This window comes from Halomonas sp. ML-15 (assembly GCF_014779595.1).
In the GTDB taxonomy this organism is placed as follows: domain Bacteria; phylum Pseudomonadota; class Gammaproteobacteria; order Pseudomonadales; family Halomonadaceae; genus Franzmannia.
Map to the genome: position 1 here is coordinate 326282 of NZ_JACXZT010000002.1, position 16221 is coordinate 342502.

Annotated in this window: 16 protein-coding genes; 11 read left to right on the forward strand and 5 right to left on the reverse strand. The window is 64.7% G+C overall.

Translation table 11 applies throughout. The features are described 5' to 3' along the window. Nucleotides 1-34 precede the first annotated feature (34 nt). Genes IEI94_RS03170 through IEI94_RS03180 form a run of 3 tightly spaced genes read left to right on the forward strand, consistent with a single transcriptional unit; the run spans nt 35 to nt 2356 of the window. Entirely contained in the window at nt 35-844 is an 810-nt protein-coding gene (locus IEI94_RS03170) for a symmetrical bis(5'-nucleosyl)-tetraphosphatase (protein WP_191165478.1), read from the forward strand. Between the two features lie 34 nt (nt 845-878). After that, the gene (gene glpE / locus IEI94_RS03175) at nt 879-1208 is read left to right on the forward strand and encodes a thiosulfate sulfurtransferase GlpE (RefSeq protein ID WP_191165480.1); all 330 of its coding nucleotides are present in this window, start codon (nt 879-881) and stop codon (nt 1206-1208) included. Nucleotides 1209-1210: 2 nt separating this feature from the next. Beyond that, the gene (locus IEI94_RS03180) at nt 1211-2356 is read left to right on the forward strand and encodes a polynucleotide adenylyltransferase (RefSeq protein WP_191165482.1); all 1146 of its coding nucleotides are present in this window, start codon (nt 1211-1213) and stop codon (nt 2354-2356) included. Here the strand turns inward: IEI94_RS03180 and folK are convergent. Together folK and folB are read right to left on the reverse strand one after the other, a co-directional pair. Then, complete coding sequence (gene folK, locus IEI94_RS03185) at nt 2351-2869, reverse strand: 2-amino-4-hydroxy-6-hydroxymethyldihydropteridine diphosphokinase (protein ID WP_191165674.1); 519 nt, start codon at nt 2867-2869, stop codon at nt 2351-2353. The genes IEI94_RS03180 and folK overlap by 6 nt on opposite strands. Continuing rightward, entirely contained in the window at nt 2869-3228 is a 360-nt protein-coding gene (gene folB, locus IEI94_RS03190) for a dihydroneopterin aldolase (protein WP_191165484.1), read from the reverse strand. Before folB ends, folK begins: the two co-directional genes overlap by 1 nt. Before the next feature lie 136 nt (nt 3229-3364). On the opposite strand from folB, the gene plsY reads away from it, so the two are divergent. Beyond that, complete coding sequence (gene plsY, locus IEI94_RS03195) at nt 3365-3988, forward strand: glycerol-3-phosphate 1-O-acyltransferase PlsY (RefSeq protein WP_191165486.1); 624 nt, start codon at nt 3365-3367, stop codon at nt 3986-3988. Nucleotides 3989-4021: 33 nt separating this feature from the next. Here the strand turns inward: plsY and tsaD are convergent, their stop codons facing one another. Further along, a complete protein-coding gene (gene tsaD / locus IEI94_RS03200; RefSeq protein WP_191165487.1) occupies nt 4022-5068 on the reverse strand; it encodes a tRNA (adenosine(37)-N6)-threonylcarbamoyltransferase complex transferase subunit TsaD in 1047 nt (348 codons plus the stop codon). 288 nt (nt 5069-5356) lie between these two features. Here tsaD and rpsU point away from each other — a divergent pair, with 288 nt between their 5' ends. From rpsU to rpoD, 3 genes are all read left to right on the forward strand, one after another. After that, complete coding sequence (gene rpsU / locus IEI94_RS03205; RefSeq protein ID WP_016416934.1) at nt 5357-5572, forward strand: 30S ribosomal protein S21; 216 nt, start codon at nt 5357-5359, stop codon at nt 5570-5572. Between the two features lie 146 nt (nt 5573-5718). Next, the gene (gene dnaG / locus IEI94_RS03210) at nt 5719-7521 is read left to right on the forward strand and encodes a DNA primase (protein ID WP_191165489.1); all 1803 of its coding nucleotides are present in this window, start codon (nt 5719-5721) and stop codon (nt 7519-7521) included. A gap of 233 nt (nt 7522-7754) precedes the next feature. Then, nucleotides 7755-9596: an RNA polymerase sigma factor RpoD gene (rpoD, locus tag IEI94_RS03215; protein WP_191165491.1), complete on the forward strand. Its 1842-nt coding sequence runs from the start codon at nt 7755-7757 to the stop codon at nt 9594-9596. Between the two features lie 70 nt (nt 9597-9666). Here the strand turns inward: rpoD and IEI94_RS03220 are convergent, their stop codons facing one another. Further along, nucleotides 9667-10596 carry a LysR substrate-binding domain-containing protein gene (locus IEI94_RS03220; protein WP_191165493.1) on the reverse strand — a complete coding sequence of 310 codons (930 nt, stop codon included), beginning with the start codon at nt 10594-10596 and terminating at the stop codon, nt 9667-9669. Between the two features lie 167 nt (nt 10597-10763). On the opposite strand from IEI94_RS03220, the gene IEI94_RS03225 reads away from it, so the two are divergent. Continuing rightward, nucleotides 10764-12143, forward strand: a complete 1380-nt coding sequence (locus tag IEI94_RS03225) for an L-serine ammonia-lyase (RefSeq protein WP_191165495.1) — start codon at nt 10764-10766, stop codon at nt 12141-12143. 181 nt (nt 12144-12324) lie between these two features. Next, nucleotides 12325-13068, forward strand: a complete 744-nt coding sequence (locus tag IEI94_RS03230) for a Crp/Fnr family transcriptional regulator (protein ID WP_191165497.1) — start codon at nt 12325-12327, stop codon at nt 13066-13068. A gap of 18 nt (nt 13069-13086) precedes the next feature. On the opposite strand, the gene IEI94_RS03235 is transcribed toward IEI94_RS03230, so the two are convergent. Further along, a complete protein-coding gene (locus IEI94_RS03235) occupies nt 13087-14016 on the reverse strand; it encodes a LysR family transcriptional regulator (RefSeq protein ID WP_191165499.1) in 930 nt (309 codons plus the stop codon). Nucleotides 14017-14178: 162 nt separating this feature from the next. Between IEI94_RS03235 and IEI94_RS03240 the strand changes: the two genes are divergently transcribed. Both IEI94_RS03240 and fghA read left to right on the forward strand, forming a co-directional pair. Then, nucleotides 14179-15288 carry an S-(hydroxymethyl)glutathione dehydrogenase/class III alcohol dehydrogenase gene (locus IEI94_RS03240; protein ID WP_191165501.1) on the forward strand — a complete coding sequence of 370 codons (1110 nt, stop codon included), beginning with the start codon at nt 14179-14181 and terminating at the stop codon, nt 15286-15288. A gap of 62 nt (nt 15289-15350) precedes the next feature. Continuing rightward, on the forward strand, nt 15351-16208 hold the full coding sequence (gene fghA / locus IEI94_RS03245) for an S-formylglutathione hydrolase (protein WP_191165503.1): 858 nt from the start codon (nt 15351-15353) through the stop codon (nt 16206-16208). Nucleotides 16209-16221: the final 13 nt, after the last annotated feature.

Below are 16221 nucleotides of genomic sequence, written 5' to 3' on the forward strand. Positions count from 1 at the left end.
GGTGCCGATCCCCATTTTGAACAAGGAGAGCAGCATGGCGCGCTATGCCGTTGGCGACCTGCAGGGCTGTCACCGCGAATTCGTTGCACTGCTCGAGCGTCTGGCATTCGACCCATCGGCCGATCAGCTGTGGCTGGCCGGTGACCTGGTCAATCGTGGCCCGGGGTCTCTCGACTGTCTGCGCGATGTCCATGCCTTGGGCGATGCGGCGCGGGTGGTGCTGGGCAATCACGATCTGCACCTGCTGGCCGTGGCGCGGGGAGGGGCTTCGATCAAGCGCAGCGATACCCTGGACGCCATCCTCGCCGCGCCTGACCGTGAGGTGCTGCTCGACTGGCTGCAGCAGCAGCCGCTAGCGGTCGCCGAGGGTGAGCACCTGATGGTGCATGCCGGGCTGCTGCCGCAGTGGTCCTGGGAGCAGGCCCAGGCGCTGGCCGACGAGGTGCAGGCGCGCCTTGCAGGCCCGGGGGCGGGCGCCTTCCTCGAGCAGATGTACGGCAACCAGCCGGCCTGCTGGCGCGACGACCTCGACGGCATCGAGCGGCTGCGGGTGATCGTCAACGCCTTCACCCGCATGCGCTTTATCGACGCCGACGGCTGCCTCGACTTCGCTGCCAAGGAGGGGCTCGACTCAGGGCCGACGGGCTTTGCCCCCTGGTTCAGCTATCCGCGTAGCGACGACCCGCAGATTATCTTCGGCCACTGGGCGGCGCTGGAGGGAAAAACGCCAGGCAGCAGAGTGCGCGCCGAGGCGCTGGACACTGGTTGCGTATGGGGCGGCCATCTGACCGCGCTGAACCTCGACAGCGGCGAACGCATCAGCGTGCCGAGCCAGCGACGCTGAGGCGTCGCCTTTGCCACCGCCACAGGAGACTCCGATGAGCGATAGCGCCTTTGATCATCTCGACCCCACCACGCTGGCCGACTGGCTCGACGCCGAGGCGCCGCTGACGCTGGTCGACATCCGCGACCCGATGAGTTTCGCCCAGGGCCACATTCCCGGCAGCCGGCACCTCGATAACGCCAGCGCCGGGGCGCTACTCGACGAGACGCCCCACGATCGACCGCTGGTGGTGGTCTGCTACCACGGCCACTCCAGCCAGCAGGCCGCCACTTGGCTGTCTGGCCAGGGCTACCGTCAGGTCTACAGTCTCGACGGTGGTTTCACTGACTGGGCGCATCGCCACCCGTCCCGGGTAGCGCACTGACCATGACCGATACCGCCGATCGCTGCACCGCCGGGCTCGAGGTCTATCGGGTCGGCGGGGCGGTGCGCGATGCGCGACTCGGCTGGCCGGTCTACGACAACGACTGGGTGGTGGTGGGTGCCACGCCTGAGCAGATGACCGCCCGCGGGTTCAAGCCGGTAGGGCGCGACTTCCCGGTATTCCTGCACCCGCAGAGCCATGAGGAGTACGCCCTGGCGCGCACCGAGCGCAAGGCTGGGCACGGCTATACCGGTTTCGTGGTGCATGCCAGTCCCGAGGTGACCCTCGAGGAGGATCTGGCGCGCCGCGACCTGACCATCAACGCCATGGCTGAAGCAGCAGACGGACGCCTGGTCGACCCTTACCACGGCAGCGACGACCTGGCAGCGGGCATACTGCGCCATGTCTCGTCCGCCTTTGCCGAGGATCCGCTGCGGGTGCTGCGCACGGCGCGCTTTCTGGCCCGCTATCAGGGGCTCGGCTTTCGCATTGCCGACGCGACTCAAGCACTGATGGCGGAACTGGCGGCCAGCGGCGAGATGGCCCATCTGGTCGCTGAACGCGTCTGGACGGAAACCGAGAAGGCCCTCGTCGAGCCGCATCCGGCGGCATACTTCGAGAGTCTCGACGACTGCGGTGCGCTGGCGCAGCTGATGCCGGAACTACGGGAGGAGGCTGGTGACGCGTTAGAGGCAGCCCTGGCACGCCTTGATCGAGTCCCGGAAGAGCCCCTCGATGACCTCGCCGGGTCGCTGCCGCGATGGCGCTGGGCAAGGCTGGTCGAACATCTCGGTGACGCCGAGCGGGAGGCGCTGAGCAAGCGGCTGCGGCTACCCAACGCCTATGCCGACCTGGCCCGCCAGGTAGCCCTGAGCCGCGCCTTGTGGCGCCAGGAGCACCCCGATGCGGCAGCGATCCTGGGCTGGCTGGACGCCATCGACGCCTGGCGGCGCAGCGCCCGGGTGGTGCCCCTGATCTCGCTGGTCAGCCTCGAGCGGCCGGCGCTGGCCGCCGACCTGGCGCTGGCCTGGCGGCTGGCGCAACAGGTGGTGCCGCGGCTGCTGTTGGAAGAGGGCTATCGCGGCAAGGCGCTGGGTGAGGAGGTGCACCGACGCCGCTACCAGGTGATCGCCGACGCGTTGCTATAAGGCTTGTCCTTGCCACACGAAGTCGACCGGCCATAGCGGCTGCTGGCGGGCCTGCTCGCGCTCGGCGAAGCGCGCCCAGAGGGTCGCATAGCGCTGGCCGTTTAGCGGGTGGCGGTGATCGGGAAGTAGCTCGGCCAGCGGGCGCAGCACGAAAGCGTGCTTGTCGATCTCGTCTCGGGGCAGGTCGACTCCGTCCACCAGGCCGCAGGCCTCGCCGACCGTGAGCAGGTCGATATCGAGGGTGCGTGGGCTGTACTTGGGGCTGTCCTTGCGCCGGCCGTTGGCGTATTCCAATGTCTTGCACCAGCGCTGCAGTGCGCCCACGCCAAGTTCGGTCTCGAAGGCGGCCACCAGGTTATAGAAGTTGCGGCCATCCTCGAAGCCCACCGGCTCGCTCTCGAAGACTCGCGAGATCTGCAGGCCGTCAAAGCGCTCGGCGAGGGCATCGAGACACACCCGAACGTGGTGGTCGCGCTGGATATTGCTGCCGATGCTGACGGTCACCAGTGCCATCATGCCCACTCCCGCTCGATACACACGCCCACTGCGTTGGCGGCAGCCACGGCGCCAGGCTTGCGTACCGTCAGTGCCAGCCGGGTGATGGCGAACTCCTCATGCAGCACGCTGGCGAGTCGCTCGGCGAAGGTCTCGACCAGGGCAAATGACTGCTCGTTGGCAAAACGCGCGATACGCTGGCTGATGGCAGCATAGTCGAGGGTCAGGTCGATGTCGTCGGTGGCGGCGGCGGCGCGGATATCGGTGGCCAACTCGAGGTCGAGCACCAGGCGTTGCTGGATCTCACGCTCCCAGTCGTAGACACCGATCACGGTCTCTACCGCCAGTGCCTCGATGATCACCCGGTCGCTGCGCATCCCTCTCTCCCATCCCGCTAGCTCATGAAGCGGCGATTGTACTGTAGGCGTGTCGTCAACGATAGGAAGCCGGCGGCTACCGCTGGCCGGTCAGGGCTGGCAGAATCGAGGCATCCTCTGTTATGGCGCGCTGGCCATGTCGTTAGTCGAACTGCTGCTCGTGACCCTCCTGTTGATGGCGTTGGCCTATGCCTGCGGCGGTTGGCTGGGGGCGCTCAGCGTGTGTCGCTGGGCGGGGGTGCGCGACCCGCGACTGGCAGGGTCGCGCAATCCGGGGTTCTCCAACGTGCTGCGGCTGTATGGCAGCCGTCTGGCGCTGGCCACCCTGGTGTTGGATGCCGCCAAGGGAATGCCGGCGCTGTGGTTGGCCAAGGGGGCGGGACTGCCGGCCTGGGCCCAAGGATTGGTCGGCTTCGGGGTGCTGCTCGGCCACAGCTACCCGCTATGGCACCGCTTTCGCGGCGGCAAGGCGGTGGCCAGCGCCTTCGGCGTGCTGTTGGTGCTGACGCCCTGGGTGGCACTGCTGTGTGCGCTGTTGTGGGCGCTGCTGGCGTGGCGCATGCACACCGCAGCGATCGCCTCGCTGGCGACGGCCTGCCTGGCGCCGCTGGCCAGCTGGTGGCTGGCGCCGGATTACGTGTGGGTGGTCAGCGCCTTCGCGCTGCTGGTGGTAACCCGCCACGTGTGGAATATCCGACGGCTCGGGCGCGGCGGCGAGTGGCGCATCGGTCGCCGCGGGATCAAGCCGCCGGAAGAGTGAGTTGCTCCAGCGGCCTGAACATGAAGCGTGCGATCATTGCGGGAGTGGAGAATTGGCAGGCGGGGTGAGATCCGCCAGCGGCCAGCGCGGTACCGCGAGCATGGTGGCGCTGTCGCGTTCGCCGGCCAGCAGGCGTTGGGCACCCGCATAGGCGATCATTGCGCCGTTGTCGGTGCAGAAACGGCCCCGTGGGTAGTAGGCGCGGGCGCCGCGTTTGGCGCACTCCTGCTCGAGGCGTTCGCGCAGACGCCGGTTGGCGCTGACGCCGCCGGCCACCACCAGCCGCGTCTGGCCGCTGGCGTCCAGCGCGCGGCGGCACTTGATCACCAGGGTGTCGACTACCGCCTCCTCGAAGGCGCGAGCCACGTCGGCGCGCGCCTGGTCGTCCAGCGCGCCGGTCGCATCGAGCTGGCGGATGGCGGTCAAGGTATGGGTCTTGAGGCCGGAGAAGCTGAAATCGAGCCCTGGGCGGTCGGTCATCGGCCGCGGGAAGCGCAGCCGCTTGGGATCGCCGCGCTCTGCCAGGCGCGCGATTTGCGGGCCGCCTGGGTAGTCGAGGCCGAGCATCTTGGCCGCCTTGTCGAAGGCTTCGCCAGCGGCGTCGTCCACCGACTCACCGAGCAGGCGGTAGCGGCCCAGGCCCAGCACCTCGACCAGTTGGGTGTGGCCACCCGAGACCAGTAGCGCGACGAAAGGGAAGGCGGGGGCATCGTCTTCGAGCATGGGGGCCAGCAGGTGGCCCTCCATGTGATGCACCCCGAGCACTGGAATCTCCAGGGCACGCGCCATGCCGTGGGCGGTGGCGGCACCCACCATCAATGCGCCGACCAGGCCGGGGCCTGCGGTATAGGCGATGCCATCGAGATCGCGACGGTCCAGGCCGGCCGTGCCCAGGACCTCGTCGATCAGCGGTAGCAGGCGCCGGGTGTGATCGCGGGACGCCAGTTCCGGCACCACGCCGCCGAAGTCGGCATGCATGGCCACCTGGCTGTAGAGGGCGTCGGCGAGCAGGCCGCGCTGGCTGTCGAACAGGGCGACGCCGGTCTCGTCGCAGGAGGTCTCGATCCCCAGTACGCGCATCGTGGCTGGCTTCCGTGGTCGCTGTGGGGCATTCATTCTACGGACTTTGCAGCGGCGGGGGCAGAGGCTGGCCGGTAAATTTGCAAACAACGGAAACCACGACTAGACTACTGTGCGCTGTAAGACTGGGTCGTGCGCCCGGGATGCACGCTTTCTTTCGCTTCTCCCTTTTGCTGCCCTTGCCTGTTTTTATGGCCAAGTCAGCCAGTGACGAAACGCGTGAGGGACGCTGCTCCCCAAGGCGTGCGTTCAAACCGAACTCATGATTCCAAGGTAGGTGAGTGCTTAATGCCTTCTGTCAAAGTACGTGATAACGAACCGTTCGACGTCGCTCTGCGTCGCTTCAAGCGGTCCTGTGAAAAAGCCGGTGTTCTCTCCGAGGTGCGTCGTCGCGAGCACTATGAGAAGCCGACTGCCGAGCGCAAGCGTAAGGCCGCAGCCGCCGTCAAGCGTCACGCCAAGAAGCTGCAGCGTGAGCGCAAGCGTTTCGAACGGTTGTATTGATCCGTACTGGGAACGGTCGCCGTCGCGTTGACTGACCGTTCCAAGAGGGACGCCAAGCGGCCGCCAATTCGGTGGCCGCTTGTTTTTCACGCGCCGCCTATGTCGAGACAAGTACGGGCGCGTGTATTTCAGGATCGCTGAGGTTCATGGCCGGCCAAATTCCGCAACGCTTCATCGATGATCTGCTGGCCCGCGTCGACGTGGTCGAGGTGGTGGGTGAGCGCGTGCAGCTCAAGAGGAGCGGTCGCAACCACTCGGGCCTGTGTCCGTTTCATCAGGAAAAGTCGCCCTCCTTCACCGTCAGTCAGGACAAGCAGTTCTATCACTGCTTTGGCTGCGGGGCTCACGGCAATGCGCTGCGTTTCCTGATGGAGTACGACAATCTGCGTTTTCCCGAGGCGGTCGAGCAGCTGGCCGCACGGCAGGGCATGGAAGTGCCGCGGGAGGGTGCCGATGACCCGCATGCTCAGGCACGCGAGAAGAAGCGCAAGCAGGGGGTCAACCTGCTCGAGCTGGCGGCACGCTTCTACCGTGAGCGCATGAAGATGAACGAGGGGCAGGCGGCACGCGGCTATCTGGAGCGTCGCGGCCTGTCTTCGCAGGTGGTCGAAGAGTACGGCATTGGCTTCGCGCCCAACGACTGGGAGGCGCTCAAGCGCCATCTTGGTGAGCAGGGTATTAGTGAGGCGGTTCAGGTCGAGTACGGATTGCTGGTCCATCGTGAAGACAGCGGTCGGACCTACGATCGCTTCCGTGACCGGGTGATGTTTCCGATCCGCGATGTTAAAGGCAATACCATCGCCTTCGGCGGCCGTGTGCTGGGTGACGGCAAGCCCAAGTACCTGAACTCGCCTGAAACGCCGGTGTTCCATAAGGGGCGCGAGCTATACGGGCTTTACGAGGCGCGTCAGGCCAATCGCCAGCTGGAGCGGGTGCTGATCGTCGAGGGCTACATGGACGTAGTGGCCCTGGCTCAGTTCGGTATCCGCAATGCGGTGGCGACCCTGGGCACCTCGACCAGCGAGGACCATCTGACGCGGCTGTTCCGGATGGTCAGCGAAGTGGTGTTCTGTTTCGACGGTGATCGCGCTGGGCGTCAGGCCGCCACCCGGGCATTGGAGACGGTGCTGCCGTTGATGATCGACGGTCGCCAGGCGCGCTTCCTGTTTCTGCCCGAGGGCGAGGATCCGGATACGTTGGTGCGCAGTGAAGGGACCGAGGCTTTTCAGGATCGTGTGACCTGTGCCAGCCCGCTGTCGGAGTTCCTGTTCGATCAGGCGGCGGCGGGGCGCGACCTGGCGCGGATCGAGGAGCGCGAGCGCTATGCCAGTCAGGTGCTCAAGGCGCTGGCCAGGCTGCCGGAAGGAGTGCTCAAGTCGCTGCTACTTAGCGAGCTGGCCAAGCGCACTGGGGTCGAGCAGGCGCGCTTCGAGGCCCTGCTGGCCACGCCGGAGCCTCAGAGCTCGCCAGTGACAGTCGAGGCGACCGAGGAGACGCCGCGTCGCGAGCGTCCTGCGACGGCGGGCGGTGCGCTCAGCCTGGCGGCACGCGCGTTACAGCTGCTGGTACATGAGCCGGGATTGGTGGAGCGGCTGCCAGAGGGCAGCGACTGGTGCCCTGATAGTGACCCGGATGGGGTGTTGTGCCGCGACGTGATTGCGCTGATTCGCGCCGGTGGCTACCGCAGTGCGCAGGTGCTGTTGGCGCACTTTCACGGCAGCCAGGAGGGCGAACGGCTGGCTGAGCTGGCGCGTCGTGAACTGCTCATTCCCCGCGTCCATCGCGGCACCGAGTTGGACGGGCTGGTGGCTTACTTCACGCGTAATCGGCAGCAGCCCACCCGCCAACAGGAAATCGAGACATTGCTGGAAAGAAAGCGTCAGGGAGAGACGTTGACGGCCGAGGAACGGCGACGCCTCATGAGCTTGTTGTCAGAGGCAGAAAAATGAGCGGTTAGGGTCTTTATTGGCGTGAGGGTTGAATTGTTGCCCACCATCACCATCTAAGGGGGAACAAAGCAACCCCTGGCGTGAGCCTAACCGAACAAACTAACACACCTGAACGTCGGCGCAAACGCATCACTGGCGGACCCCTATGGCGAGCAGCTATACTGGTCGGCTTCACGATTTTCTTCGCCTACCCGTTTGGGTGCTTCATTCTTCTTCGTCGAGATAGGGTTTCTATGGCTGGAAATGCGCAGCAGCAGTCACGTCTGAAGGAGTTGATCGCGCGCGGCAAGGAGCAGGGCTTCCTGACCTATGCCGAGGTCAACGACCACCTTCCCGAGGATATCGCCGACCCGGATCAAGTGGAAGACATCATCGGCATGATCAACGACATGGGCATCAGCGTCGTTGAGGAAGCCCCCGATGAAGACACCTTGATGATGTCCGATCACTCCACCGATGAGCAGGCCGCCGAGGAAGCGGTGGCGGCGCTTGCGGCGGTTGAGAGCGACGTGGGCCGTACCACCGACCCGGTGCGCATGTACATGCGCGAGATGGGTACCGTCGAGCTGCTGACACGCGAAGGCGAGATCGAAATCGCCAAGCGTATCGAGGAAGGCACTCGCGAAGTCATGTCGGCACTGGCCTACCTGCCTGGTGCGGTGGAGTCGGTGCTCGAGATCTATGACGGCACCCAGGACGAAGAGGCGCCGGGCCGCCTGTCCGACCTGTTCTCCGGCTTCATCGATCCCGATGAGGGGATTCCCGGTGTCGCCGAGGCCGAGGTGCCCGAAGAGGAGCCGAGGGACGAAGAGGCGAGCGACGACGACGAGGAGGATGGCGAGGCCGAGGAGGAGACCACCGGCGGCCCCGATCCCGAGGAAGCCAAGGCGCGCTTCGAGCAGATTCGCGAGCAGAACGCCCTGGTTCACGCAGCCATTGCCAAGCATGGCCGGCGCTCCAAGCAGGCACTCGCTGAGCAGGCGCGTCTTGCCGAGCTGTTCTCGCCGATCAAGCTGGTGCCCAAGCACTTCGAGCGTCTGGTGGGGCAGGTCAGGATCAGCGTAGAGCAGGTCCGCGAGCAGGAAAAGGTCATCATGCAGGTGTTCGTCAAGCGCGGTAAGGTGCCGCGCAAGACCTTCATCAAGTCGTTCCCCGGTAACGAGTCGCGCAAGGACTGGATGGACGACTTCCTGGCCGCCAACGCCAAGTACAGTGATCGCCTCGCGCCGTTTCGCGGCGATATCGCTCGCGCCCAGCGCAAGATCGCCTTCGAAGAGGATATGGTGCAGCTGCCGGTATCCGAGCTCAAGGAGGTCAATCGCCGCTTGTCGATCGGTGAAGCCAAGGCGCGCCGGGCCAAGAAGGAGATGGTCGAGGCCAACCTGCGTCTGGTGATCTCGATCGCCAAGAAGTACACCAACCGTGGCCTGCAGTTCCTGGACCTGATTCAGGAGGGCAATATCGGCTTGATGAAGGCGGTAGACAAGTTCGAATATCGCCGCGGCTACAAGTTCTCGACCTATGCCACCTGGTGGATTCGTCAGGCGATCACCCGCTCCATTGCCGATCAGGCGCGCACCATTCGTATCCCGGTGCATATGATCGAGACCATCAACAAGCTCAACCGCGTATCGCGGCAGATGCTGCAGGAGATGGGGCGCGAGCCGACGCCGGAAGAGCTGGGCGAGCGCCTCGAGATGCCCGAGGACAAGGTGCGCAAGGTGCTCAAGATCGCCAAGGAGCCGATCTCCATGGAGACGCCGATCGGTGATGACGACGACTCGCATCTGGGCGACTTCATCGAGGATGGCACCATGCTGCTGCCTATCGATCTGGCCACCGGGGAGGGCTTGATCGAGGCGACTCGTAATGTGCTGGGCGGGCTCACTGCGCGTGAGGCCAAGGTGCTGCGTATGCGTTTCGGTATCGATATGAACACCGATCACACCCTCGAAGAGGTCGGCAAGCAGTTCGACGTGACCCGCGAGCGCATCCGTCAGATCGAGGCCAAGGCGCTACGCAAGCTGCGCCACCCGAGCCGTTCCGAGCCGTTGCGTTCGTTCCTCGACGAATAACCGCTCCCGCGGCTTAGACAAGACGCCCGCTGCCGAAAGGCTGCGGGCGTCTTGCGTAGTGCGGCGGGGGTTACGACTGTGCCGGTGCGCTGCGCCGGGCCTCCTCCACCAGCCAGTCGTGGACCGCGAGGACACGGCGGTCGTCGAGAGCGCCCTGGGCATGCACGATGCCGTAGCGCTTGCCGGTGGCCACGCGCTGGGGGAAGGGCGCAATCAGGGCGCCGCTCTTGAGCTCGCCGGTGATCAGCGTCTGGCGGGCGATGGCGACGCCCATGCCGGCAATGGCCGCTTCCATGGTCAACTGGTTGCGATTGAAGGTGTAGCCGCGGCGCACATTGACGTGGGGCGCGTCGATGGAATGCAGGTAGTGCTCCCACTCGGCGTAGTCGTGACTACCGCGCCAGGCGGTGACGTCGTGCAGCAGCGGGTACCAGGCCAGGTCCTCGGGGGCCGATAGCGACGGCTTGCCGCGTAGCAGCGAGGGAGCGCAGACCGGAAAGATCACCTCGTCCATCAGCGGGGTGATGGCAAGCCCGGGGTAGTGGCCGTCATTGAGATCGAGCGCGAGATCATAGTCGCCGTCGCGTAGCGAAATATTGCTGTCCTCGGCCACCACCTGCAGCTCGATATCGGGAAACCTCGCCTGGAGCCGCGGCAGACGCGGCATCAGCCACTTGGCCAGAAACGACGGCACGCTTCTCAGCCGCAGGATGCCGCTCATCACACCACTGCGCAGTCGCCTGACTTCGAGCCCCACCGACTGGTAGGCGTCGTCGACCACTACCGCCAGCCGGCGCCCCTCGTCGGTTAGCTCCAACTGCCGCGGTCGGCGTCGAAACAGCTTGAACCCGAGGCGCTCCTCGAGCTGCTTGATCTGCTGGCTGACGGCGCCGGTCGTGACGTGCAGCTCCTCGGCGGCGCGGGTGAAGGAGAGGTGGCGGGCGCTGACCGCGAAGACCTTCAGCCAGGCGTGGGTCTGGGCGTTGAGTGAACGGCTCATGGTTTAGTTTAAGTAAATCCAAGGCAAGTTATTCTCGATTGTCGCCTATCTCATTCTGATTGAACATGGCGCAAGCACGTCGACTATCCTTTTTGGGGATATGCGCGCCGTGTGCAGGGTTTAGTCAAACTGATTTAGAGGCCGTGAGGCCAGCCGGGAGTCTGATAATGTCCATCAGCGTGTTCGACATGTTCAAGATCGGCATCGGGCCGTCGAGTTCGCATACCGTGGGGCCGATGCGTGCCGCCTGCGACTTCGTCGCCGAGCTGCGCGAACGTGAGCTGCTCGAGCGGGTGATGCGCCTCGAGGTACACCTCTATGGCTCTCTGTCCGCTACCGGTGAGGGCCACGGCACCGATCGTGCGGTGATCATGGGGCTGATGGGCGAGCAGCCCGACCGCATCGATCCTGCGATCATCTCACCCTGCATTGAAGAGCTGCTCGAGTCACATACGCTGCTGCTCGACAATCGCCTGGCGATCCCCTTTCTGTGGGCGCGGGACTTGCAGTGGCACGACGAGTGCCTGCCCCACCACCCCAACGCCATGCGGCTGGTGGCCCACGGGCATAGCGATACGCTGTATCACAACACCTACTACTCAGTAGGTGGCGGCTTCGTGATCGACGAGCGCCAAGCGCAGTCCGGCGAGCTGGACAGCGACACCACTGTCCTGCCTTATGACTTCAACTCCGCGGCGGAGTTGATGGCGCTGTGCCGCCTTCACGACATGCGTATCAGCGAGCTGATGCTCGAGAATGAGAAGGCCTGGCGCAGCGAGCAAGAGATTCGCGACGGCCTGTGGACGATCTGGCAGGCGATGTGTGACTGCATCGATACCGGCTTCGCCCACGAGGGCGTGCTGCCCGGTGGGCTCAACGTCAAGCGCCGCGCCGCCGCCCTGCATCGCCGCCTGGAGGCCATGGAGGGCAGCCACAGCCTGATCGCCTCCACCTTTTCGGCAATGGACTGGGTCAACGTCTTCGCCCTGGCGGTCAACGAGGAGAACGCCGCTGGCGGGCGCATGGTCACCGCGCCCACCAATGGCGCAGCGGGCATCATCCCGGCGGTGCTCAGCTACTACATGAAGTTCCAGCCCGAGGCTAGTGAGCGCGATGTGGTCGACTTCCTGCTGGCCGCCGGGGCGGTGGGCATTCTGTGCAAGAAGAACGCCTCCATCTCCGGCGCCGAGGTCGGCTGCCAGGGCGAAGTCGGCTCAGCCTGTGCCATGGCCGCCGCGGGGCTGGCCGAGCTGATGGGCGGCAGCGTCGGCCAGGTGGAGAATGCCGCCGAAATCGGCCTGGAGCACAACCTGGGACTGACCTGCGACCCGGTAGGTGGGCTGGTGCAGGTGCCCTGCATCGAGCGCAACGCCATCGCCTCGGTCAAGGCGATCAATGCCGCGCAGATGGCGCTGCGCGGTGACGGCGAGCACTTTATCTCGCTGGACAAAGTAATTCGCACCATGCGCGATACCGGTGCCGACATGCAGGAGAAGTACAAGGAGACGTCCCGCGGGGGGCTGGCCGTTAACGCCATCGAGTGTTGAGCGGCGGCGCGGCTGGTCTAATGAGATGGCGCGGATGGAAGTCGGTTGTCCATGGATTGTAGGATATAGTACAAAAAATGCTGAGACTCGAGTCGACGAATCGACGTGATGGGGCGTACCGCCAGCATCGATAGTGCCGACACGCAGTGCTCGATATCGTCAGTCACAGGAGAGGACGGTCGTGGACTTCAAGGACAGCTGTATCATTCGGCACTTCAGCCACTACTGCGCGTTGTCCGACGACGACAAGCAACTGCTCCATGAGCTGGAGCAGAGCCCTACCGAGGTCAAGGCCGGCGATCAGTTGTGGGCGGAGGGTGACAGTGCCAATGAGTTCTGCACCCTGCGCACCGGCTGGGCCTACTCCTTCCGATATCTCGAGAACGGCAACCGCCAGATCCTCGAGGTCTATCTGCCTGGCGATATCATCGGCCTGAGTGAATTCGCCTTTTCCCAGCGTCTGGCCGGTGTGCAGATGATCGAAGACGGCGTGGTCTGTCACTTCCCCCATGCGCGGATGCTCGAACTGTTTCGTCAGTCTACCACCCTGACCGCAGTGCTGTTTGCGATCTCCAGCCGTCATCAGGCGCTGCTGACCGAACGTCTGGTCAACCTGGCCCGGCGCAGCGCGCGCCAGAAGATGGCGCACTTTCTTCATGAGATGTATCTGCGTCTGCGCCAGACCGAGCCAGAAGGTGGCGCTGCCTTCCGCCTACCGCTCTCCCAGGAGCAGCTGGCCGATATCCTTGGGCTTAGCCCGGTTCATGTCAGCCGCACCTTCAGTGCGCTCGGCGAAGACGGTCTGGTTCACCGCGATCGCCATCAGATATTGGTTCCCGACCTCGAGGCGCTCGCCTGCGAGGGAGAGTTCGACGAGTGCTATCTTACCGACAATGTGCGGCCACTCTTCGACAAGACAGGCTAGGCGCTGTTCGGACGCAGCCTAGGTGCGGCCCGGTGGCTGGAAGCCCACCCCGGGGTGGTCGTGACAGTGCTGGATACGCTCGCGGATATTGGCGACCAGATGGTCGACCAGCAATCTGACCTTGGGTGAGAGGTGCCTATGTCGCGGGTAGACTGCCCATACGGCGGTATCGGTATGCTGAAAAGCGTCGAGCACCGCGACCAGCTCCCCCGACTGCAGGTAGGGCTCCACGTAGTAGTCTGGCAGCTGCGCGAGCCCCAGACCCTTGAGCGCTGCATCGAGCAGCGCTGGCCCTGAGTTGGCCTGCCAGCGCCCCTGAACCCTGACCTCACGGCGCGAACCGCGCACATCGAACAGCCAGAAATCCCGTGAACCGAGCAGGCAGCGATGGCTGGCCAGCTCGGCCAGGGAGTGGGGACGAGCATGCTGTTCGAAATAGGCCTGCGAGCCGACCACGTATTCGCGGCGTTCGCACAGTCGGCGTGCGATCAGCGTCGAGTCCTTGAGCACCCCCATGCGGATGGCGATGTCATAGCCCTCGTCGATCAGCTCCACCTGGCGGTTGGTGAAGTGCATGTAGACTTCAAGCTGCGGGTACAGACACTGGAAGTCGTTGACCAGCGGAGCCACGAAGCGCTCACCGAAGGTCGTGGCTGAGGTCAGCTTGAGGATACCCTTGGGACGCCGCTGGAGATCGTCGATGGCGGCCTCGGCCTCGCGAAAGCCGTCAAACAGATGGTGACAATGCTCATAGTAGAGCGCGCCGGCATCGGTCAGGCGGATCTGGCGAGTGGTGCGGTAGAGCAATTGGGTGCCGAGCTGGTTCTCCAGTTGCCCCACCAGGCGGCTGACGTGGGAGTTGGATACCTTCAGGTGGCGTGCAGCGGCGGAAAAGGTCCCCAGCCGTACGACCTCGATAAAGGCCTCGATGCGATCCCAGCGTTGCATGGCGGTGGTTTCCCCGTCGGATTATTGCTTAGTGACAATAATCTTATGAGCCTAGCCCAGTTTATCCAAGGTGGACGCCTGACCTAGACTGACAAGACACTGGCGTGGTGCGAGGCAGTCGCCGGCGCACGCCTTGATGCATGGGTCTACAGGAGTTAGCTAATGAAGTCACGCGCCGCAGTTGCACTGCAAGCCGGCAAGCCGCTGGATGTCACCGAGATCGACGTCGAAGGACCCAAGGCTGGCGAGGTGCTGGTGCGCATCAAGGCCACCAGCGTCTGTCACACCGACGCTTTCACCCTCTCTGGCGCCGATCCCGAGGGCAACTTCCCCTCAGTCCTCGGCCACGAGGGCGCCGGCATCGTCGAGGAGGTTGGCGAGGGCGTCACCTCGCTGGCGGTGGGCGACCACGTGATTCCGCTCTATACCGCCGAGTGCGGCAAGTGCAAGTTCTGCCTCTCCGGCAAGACCAACCTGTGTGGCAGCGTGCGCGCCACCCAGGGCAAGGGTCAGATGCCCGATGGCACCAGCCGCTTCTCGCTGGACGGCAAGATGCTGCACCACTACATGGGCTGCTCGACCTTCTCGGAGTACACCGTGCTGCCCGAGGTGTCGCTGGCCAAGGTCTCCAAGCAGGCACCGCTGGACAAGATCTGCCTGCTCGGCTGCGGCGTGACCACCGGCATCGGCGCGGTGCTCAACACCGCCAAGGTCGAGCCGGGGTCCACCGTGGCCGTGTTCGGTCTCGGCGCCATCGGCCTGGCGGTGATCCAGGGCGCGCAGATGGCCAAGGCCAGCCGCATCATCGCCATCGACGTCAACCCCGACAAGTTCACCCTCGCCGAACAGTTCGGCGCCACCGAGTTCGTCAATCCCAAGGATTACTCGGATCCGATTCAGCAGGTGATCGTCGATCTGACCGACGGCGGCGTCGACTACTCCTTCGAGTGCATCGGCAACGTCAACGTGATGCGTTCGGCGCTGGAGTGCTGCCACAAGGGCTGGGGCGAATCGATCATCATCGGCGTGGCCGGGGCCGGCGAGGAGATCTCCACGCGGCCGTTCCAGCTGGTCACCGGGCGGGTCTGGAAGGGCTCGGCGTTCGGCGGGGTCAAGGGGCGCACAGAGCTGCCCGGCTATGTGGACCGCTACATGAATGGCGAGCTGAAGATCGACGAGTTCGTCACCCACGACATGCCGTTCGAGCAGATCAACGAGGCCTTCGAGCTGCTGCATGCCGGCAAGAGCATCCGTACCGTGCTGCACTTTTAATCGCGTCCTCTCCCTGGCCACCTTGCGGTGGCCGGGGTGATGGGACTTGAGGAGAACGACCCATGACCATGAGTGAACAGCTGGAGCTGGTGTCGGCCAACAAGTCGTTTGGCGGCTGGCTGAAGCGCTACAAGCACCACTCTCGGGCGCTGGACTGCGAGATGATCTTCGCCATCTATCTGCCGCCCCAAGCCGAGAATGAGCGGGTGCCGCTGCTGTGGTGGCTGTCCGGGCTGACCTGCAACGACGAGAACTTCATGCAGAAGGCCGGCGCCCAGCGGCTTGCCGCCGAGCTGGGGATCGCCATTGTCTGCCCCGATACCAGCCCGCGGGGAACGGATCTGCCGGGTGAGCACGATAGCTACGACTTCGGCTCCGGCGCTGGCTTCTATGTCAACGCCACCCAGGAGCCCTGGTCGAAGCACTATCGCATGTACGATTACGTCTCCGAGGAGCTGCCCTCGGTGGTGCGCCAGCACTTCCCGGTCAACGGCCGCGAGGCGATCAGCGGGCACTCCATGGGTGGCCACGGGGCGCTGGTGCTGTCGCTGCGTCGGCCAGGCCATTATACGTCGGTGTCGGCTTTCGCGCCGGTCGTCAACCCTACCACTTGCCCGTGGGGCAAGAAGGCCTTCAGCAACTACCTGGGCGACGATGCCGGTGCCTGGACCCAGTACGATGCCTGTGAGCTGGTGGCCAAGGGCGCTTCGCGCCAGCCGCTCTTCATCGACCAGGGCGAGGCCGACAATTTCCTTGAGGAGCAGCTGCGTCCGGAGCGTCTGGAAGCGGTCTGCGCCGAGCATGACCATCCGCTGACCCTGCGTCGCCAGCCGGGCTACGACCACAGCTACTTCTTCATCGCCTCCTTCATCGAGGACCACCTGCGCTATCACGCCGAGCACCTGTTCAAGAAACGCTAAACGCTACATGGCC

Excerpts from the sequence above, each read along its gene's own strand:
- IEI94_RS03170 (WP_191165478.1), top strand. The coding sequence starts at position 35 with ATGGCGCGCTATGCCGTTGGCGACCTGCAGGGCTGTCACCGCGAATTC.
- glpE (WP_191165480.1), top strand. The coding sequence starts at position 879 with ATGAGCGATAGCGCCTTTGATCATCTCGACCCCACCACGCTGGCCGAC.
- IEI94_RS03180 (WP_191165482.1), top strand. The coding sequence starts at position 1,211 with ATGACCGATACCGCCGATCGCTGCACCGCCGGGCTCGAGGTCTATCGG.
- folK (WP_191165674.1), bottom strand. The coding sequence starts at position 2,869 with ATGGCACTGGTGACCGTCAGCATCGGCAGCAATATCCAGCGCGACCAC.
- folB (WP_191165484.1), bottom strand. The coding sequence starts at position 3,228 with ATGCGCAGCGACCGGGTGATCATCGAGGCACTGGCGGTAGAGACCGTG.
- plsY (WP_191165486.1), top strand. The coding sequence starts at position 3,365 with ATGTCGTTAGTCGAACTGCTGCTCGTGACCCTCCTGTTGATGGCGTTG.
- tsaD (WP_191165487.1), bottom strand. The coding sequence starts at position 5,068 with ATGCGCGTACTGGGGATCGAGACCTCCTGCGACGAGACCGGCGTCGCC.
- rpsU (WP_016416934.1), top strand. The coding sequence starts at position 5,357 with ATGCCTTCTGTCAAAGTACGTGATAACGAACCGTTCGACGTCGCTCTG.
- dnaG (WP_191165489.1), top strand. The coding sequence starts at position 5,719 with ATGGCCGGCCAAATTCCGCAACGCTTCATCGATGATCTGCTGGCCCGC.
- rpoD (WP_191165491.1), top strand. The coding sequence starts at position 7,755 with ATGGCTGGAAATGCGCAGCAGCAGTCACGTCTGAAGGAGTTGATCGCG.
- IEI94_RS03220 (WP_191165493.1), bottom strand. The coding sequence starts at position 10,596 with ATGAGCCGTTCACTCAACGCCCAGACCCACGCCTGGCTGAAGGTCTTC.
- IEI94_RS03225 (WP_191165495.1), top strand. The coding sequence starts at position 10,764 with ATGTCCATCAGCGTGTTCGACATGTTCAAGATCGGCATCGGGCCGTCG.
- IEI94_RS03235 (WP_191165499.1), bottom strand. The coding sequence starts at position 14,016 with ATGCAACGCTGGGATCGCATCGAGGCCTTTATCGAGGTCGTACGGCTG.
- IEI94_RS03240 (WP_191165501.1), top strand. The coding sequence starts at position 14,179 with ATGAAGTCACGCGCCGCAGTTGCACTGCAAGCCGGCAAGCCGCTGGAT.
- fghA (WP_191165503.1), top strand. The coding sequence starts at position 15,351 with ATGACCATGAGTGAACAGCTGGAGCTGGTGTCGGCCAACAAGTCGTTT.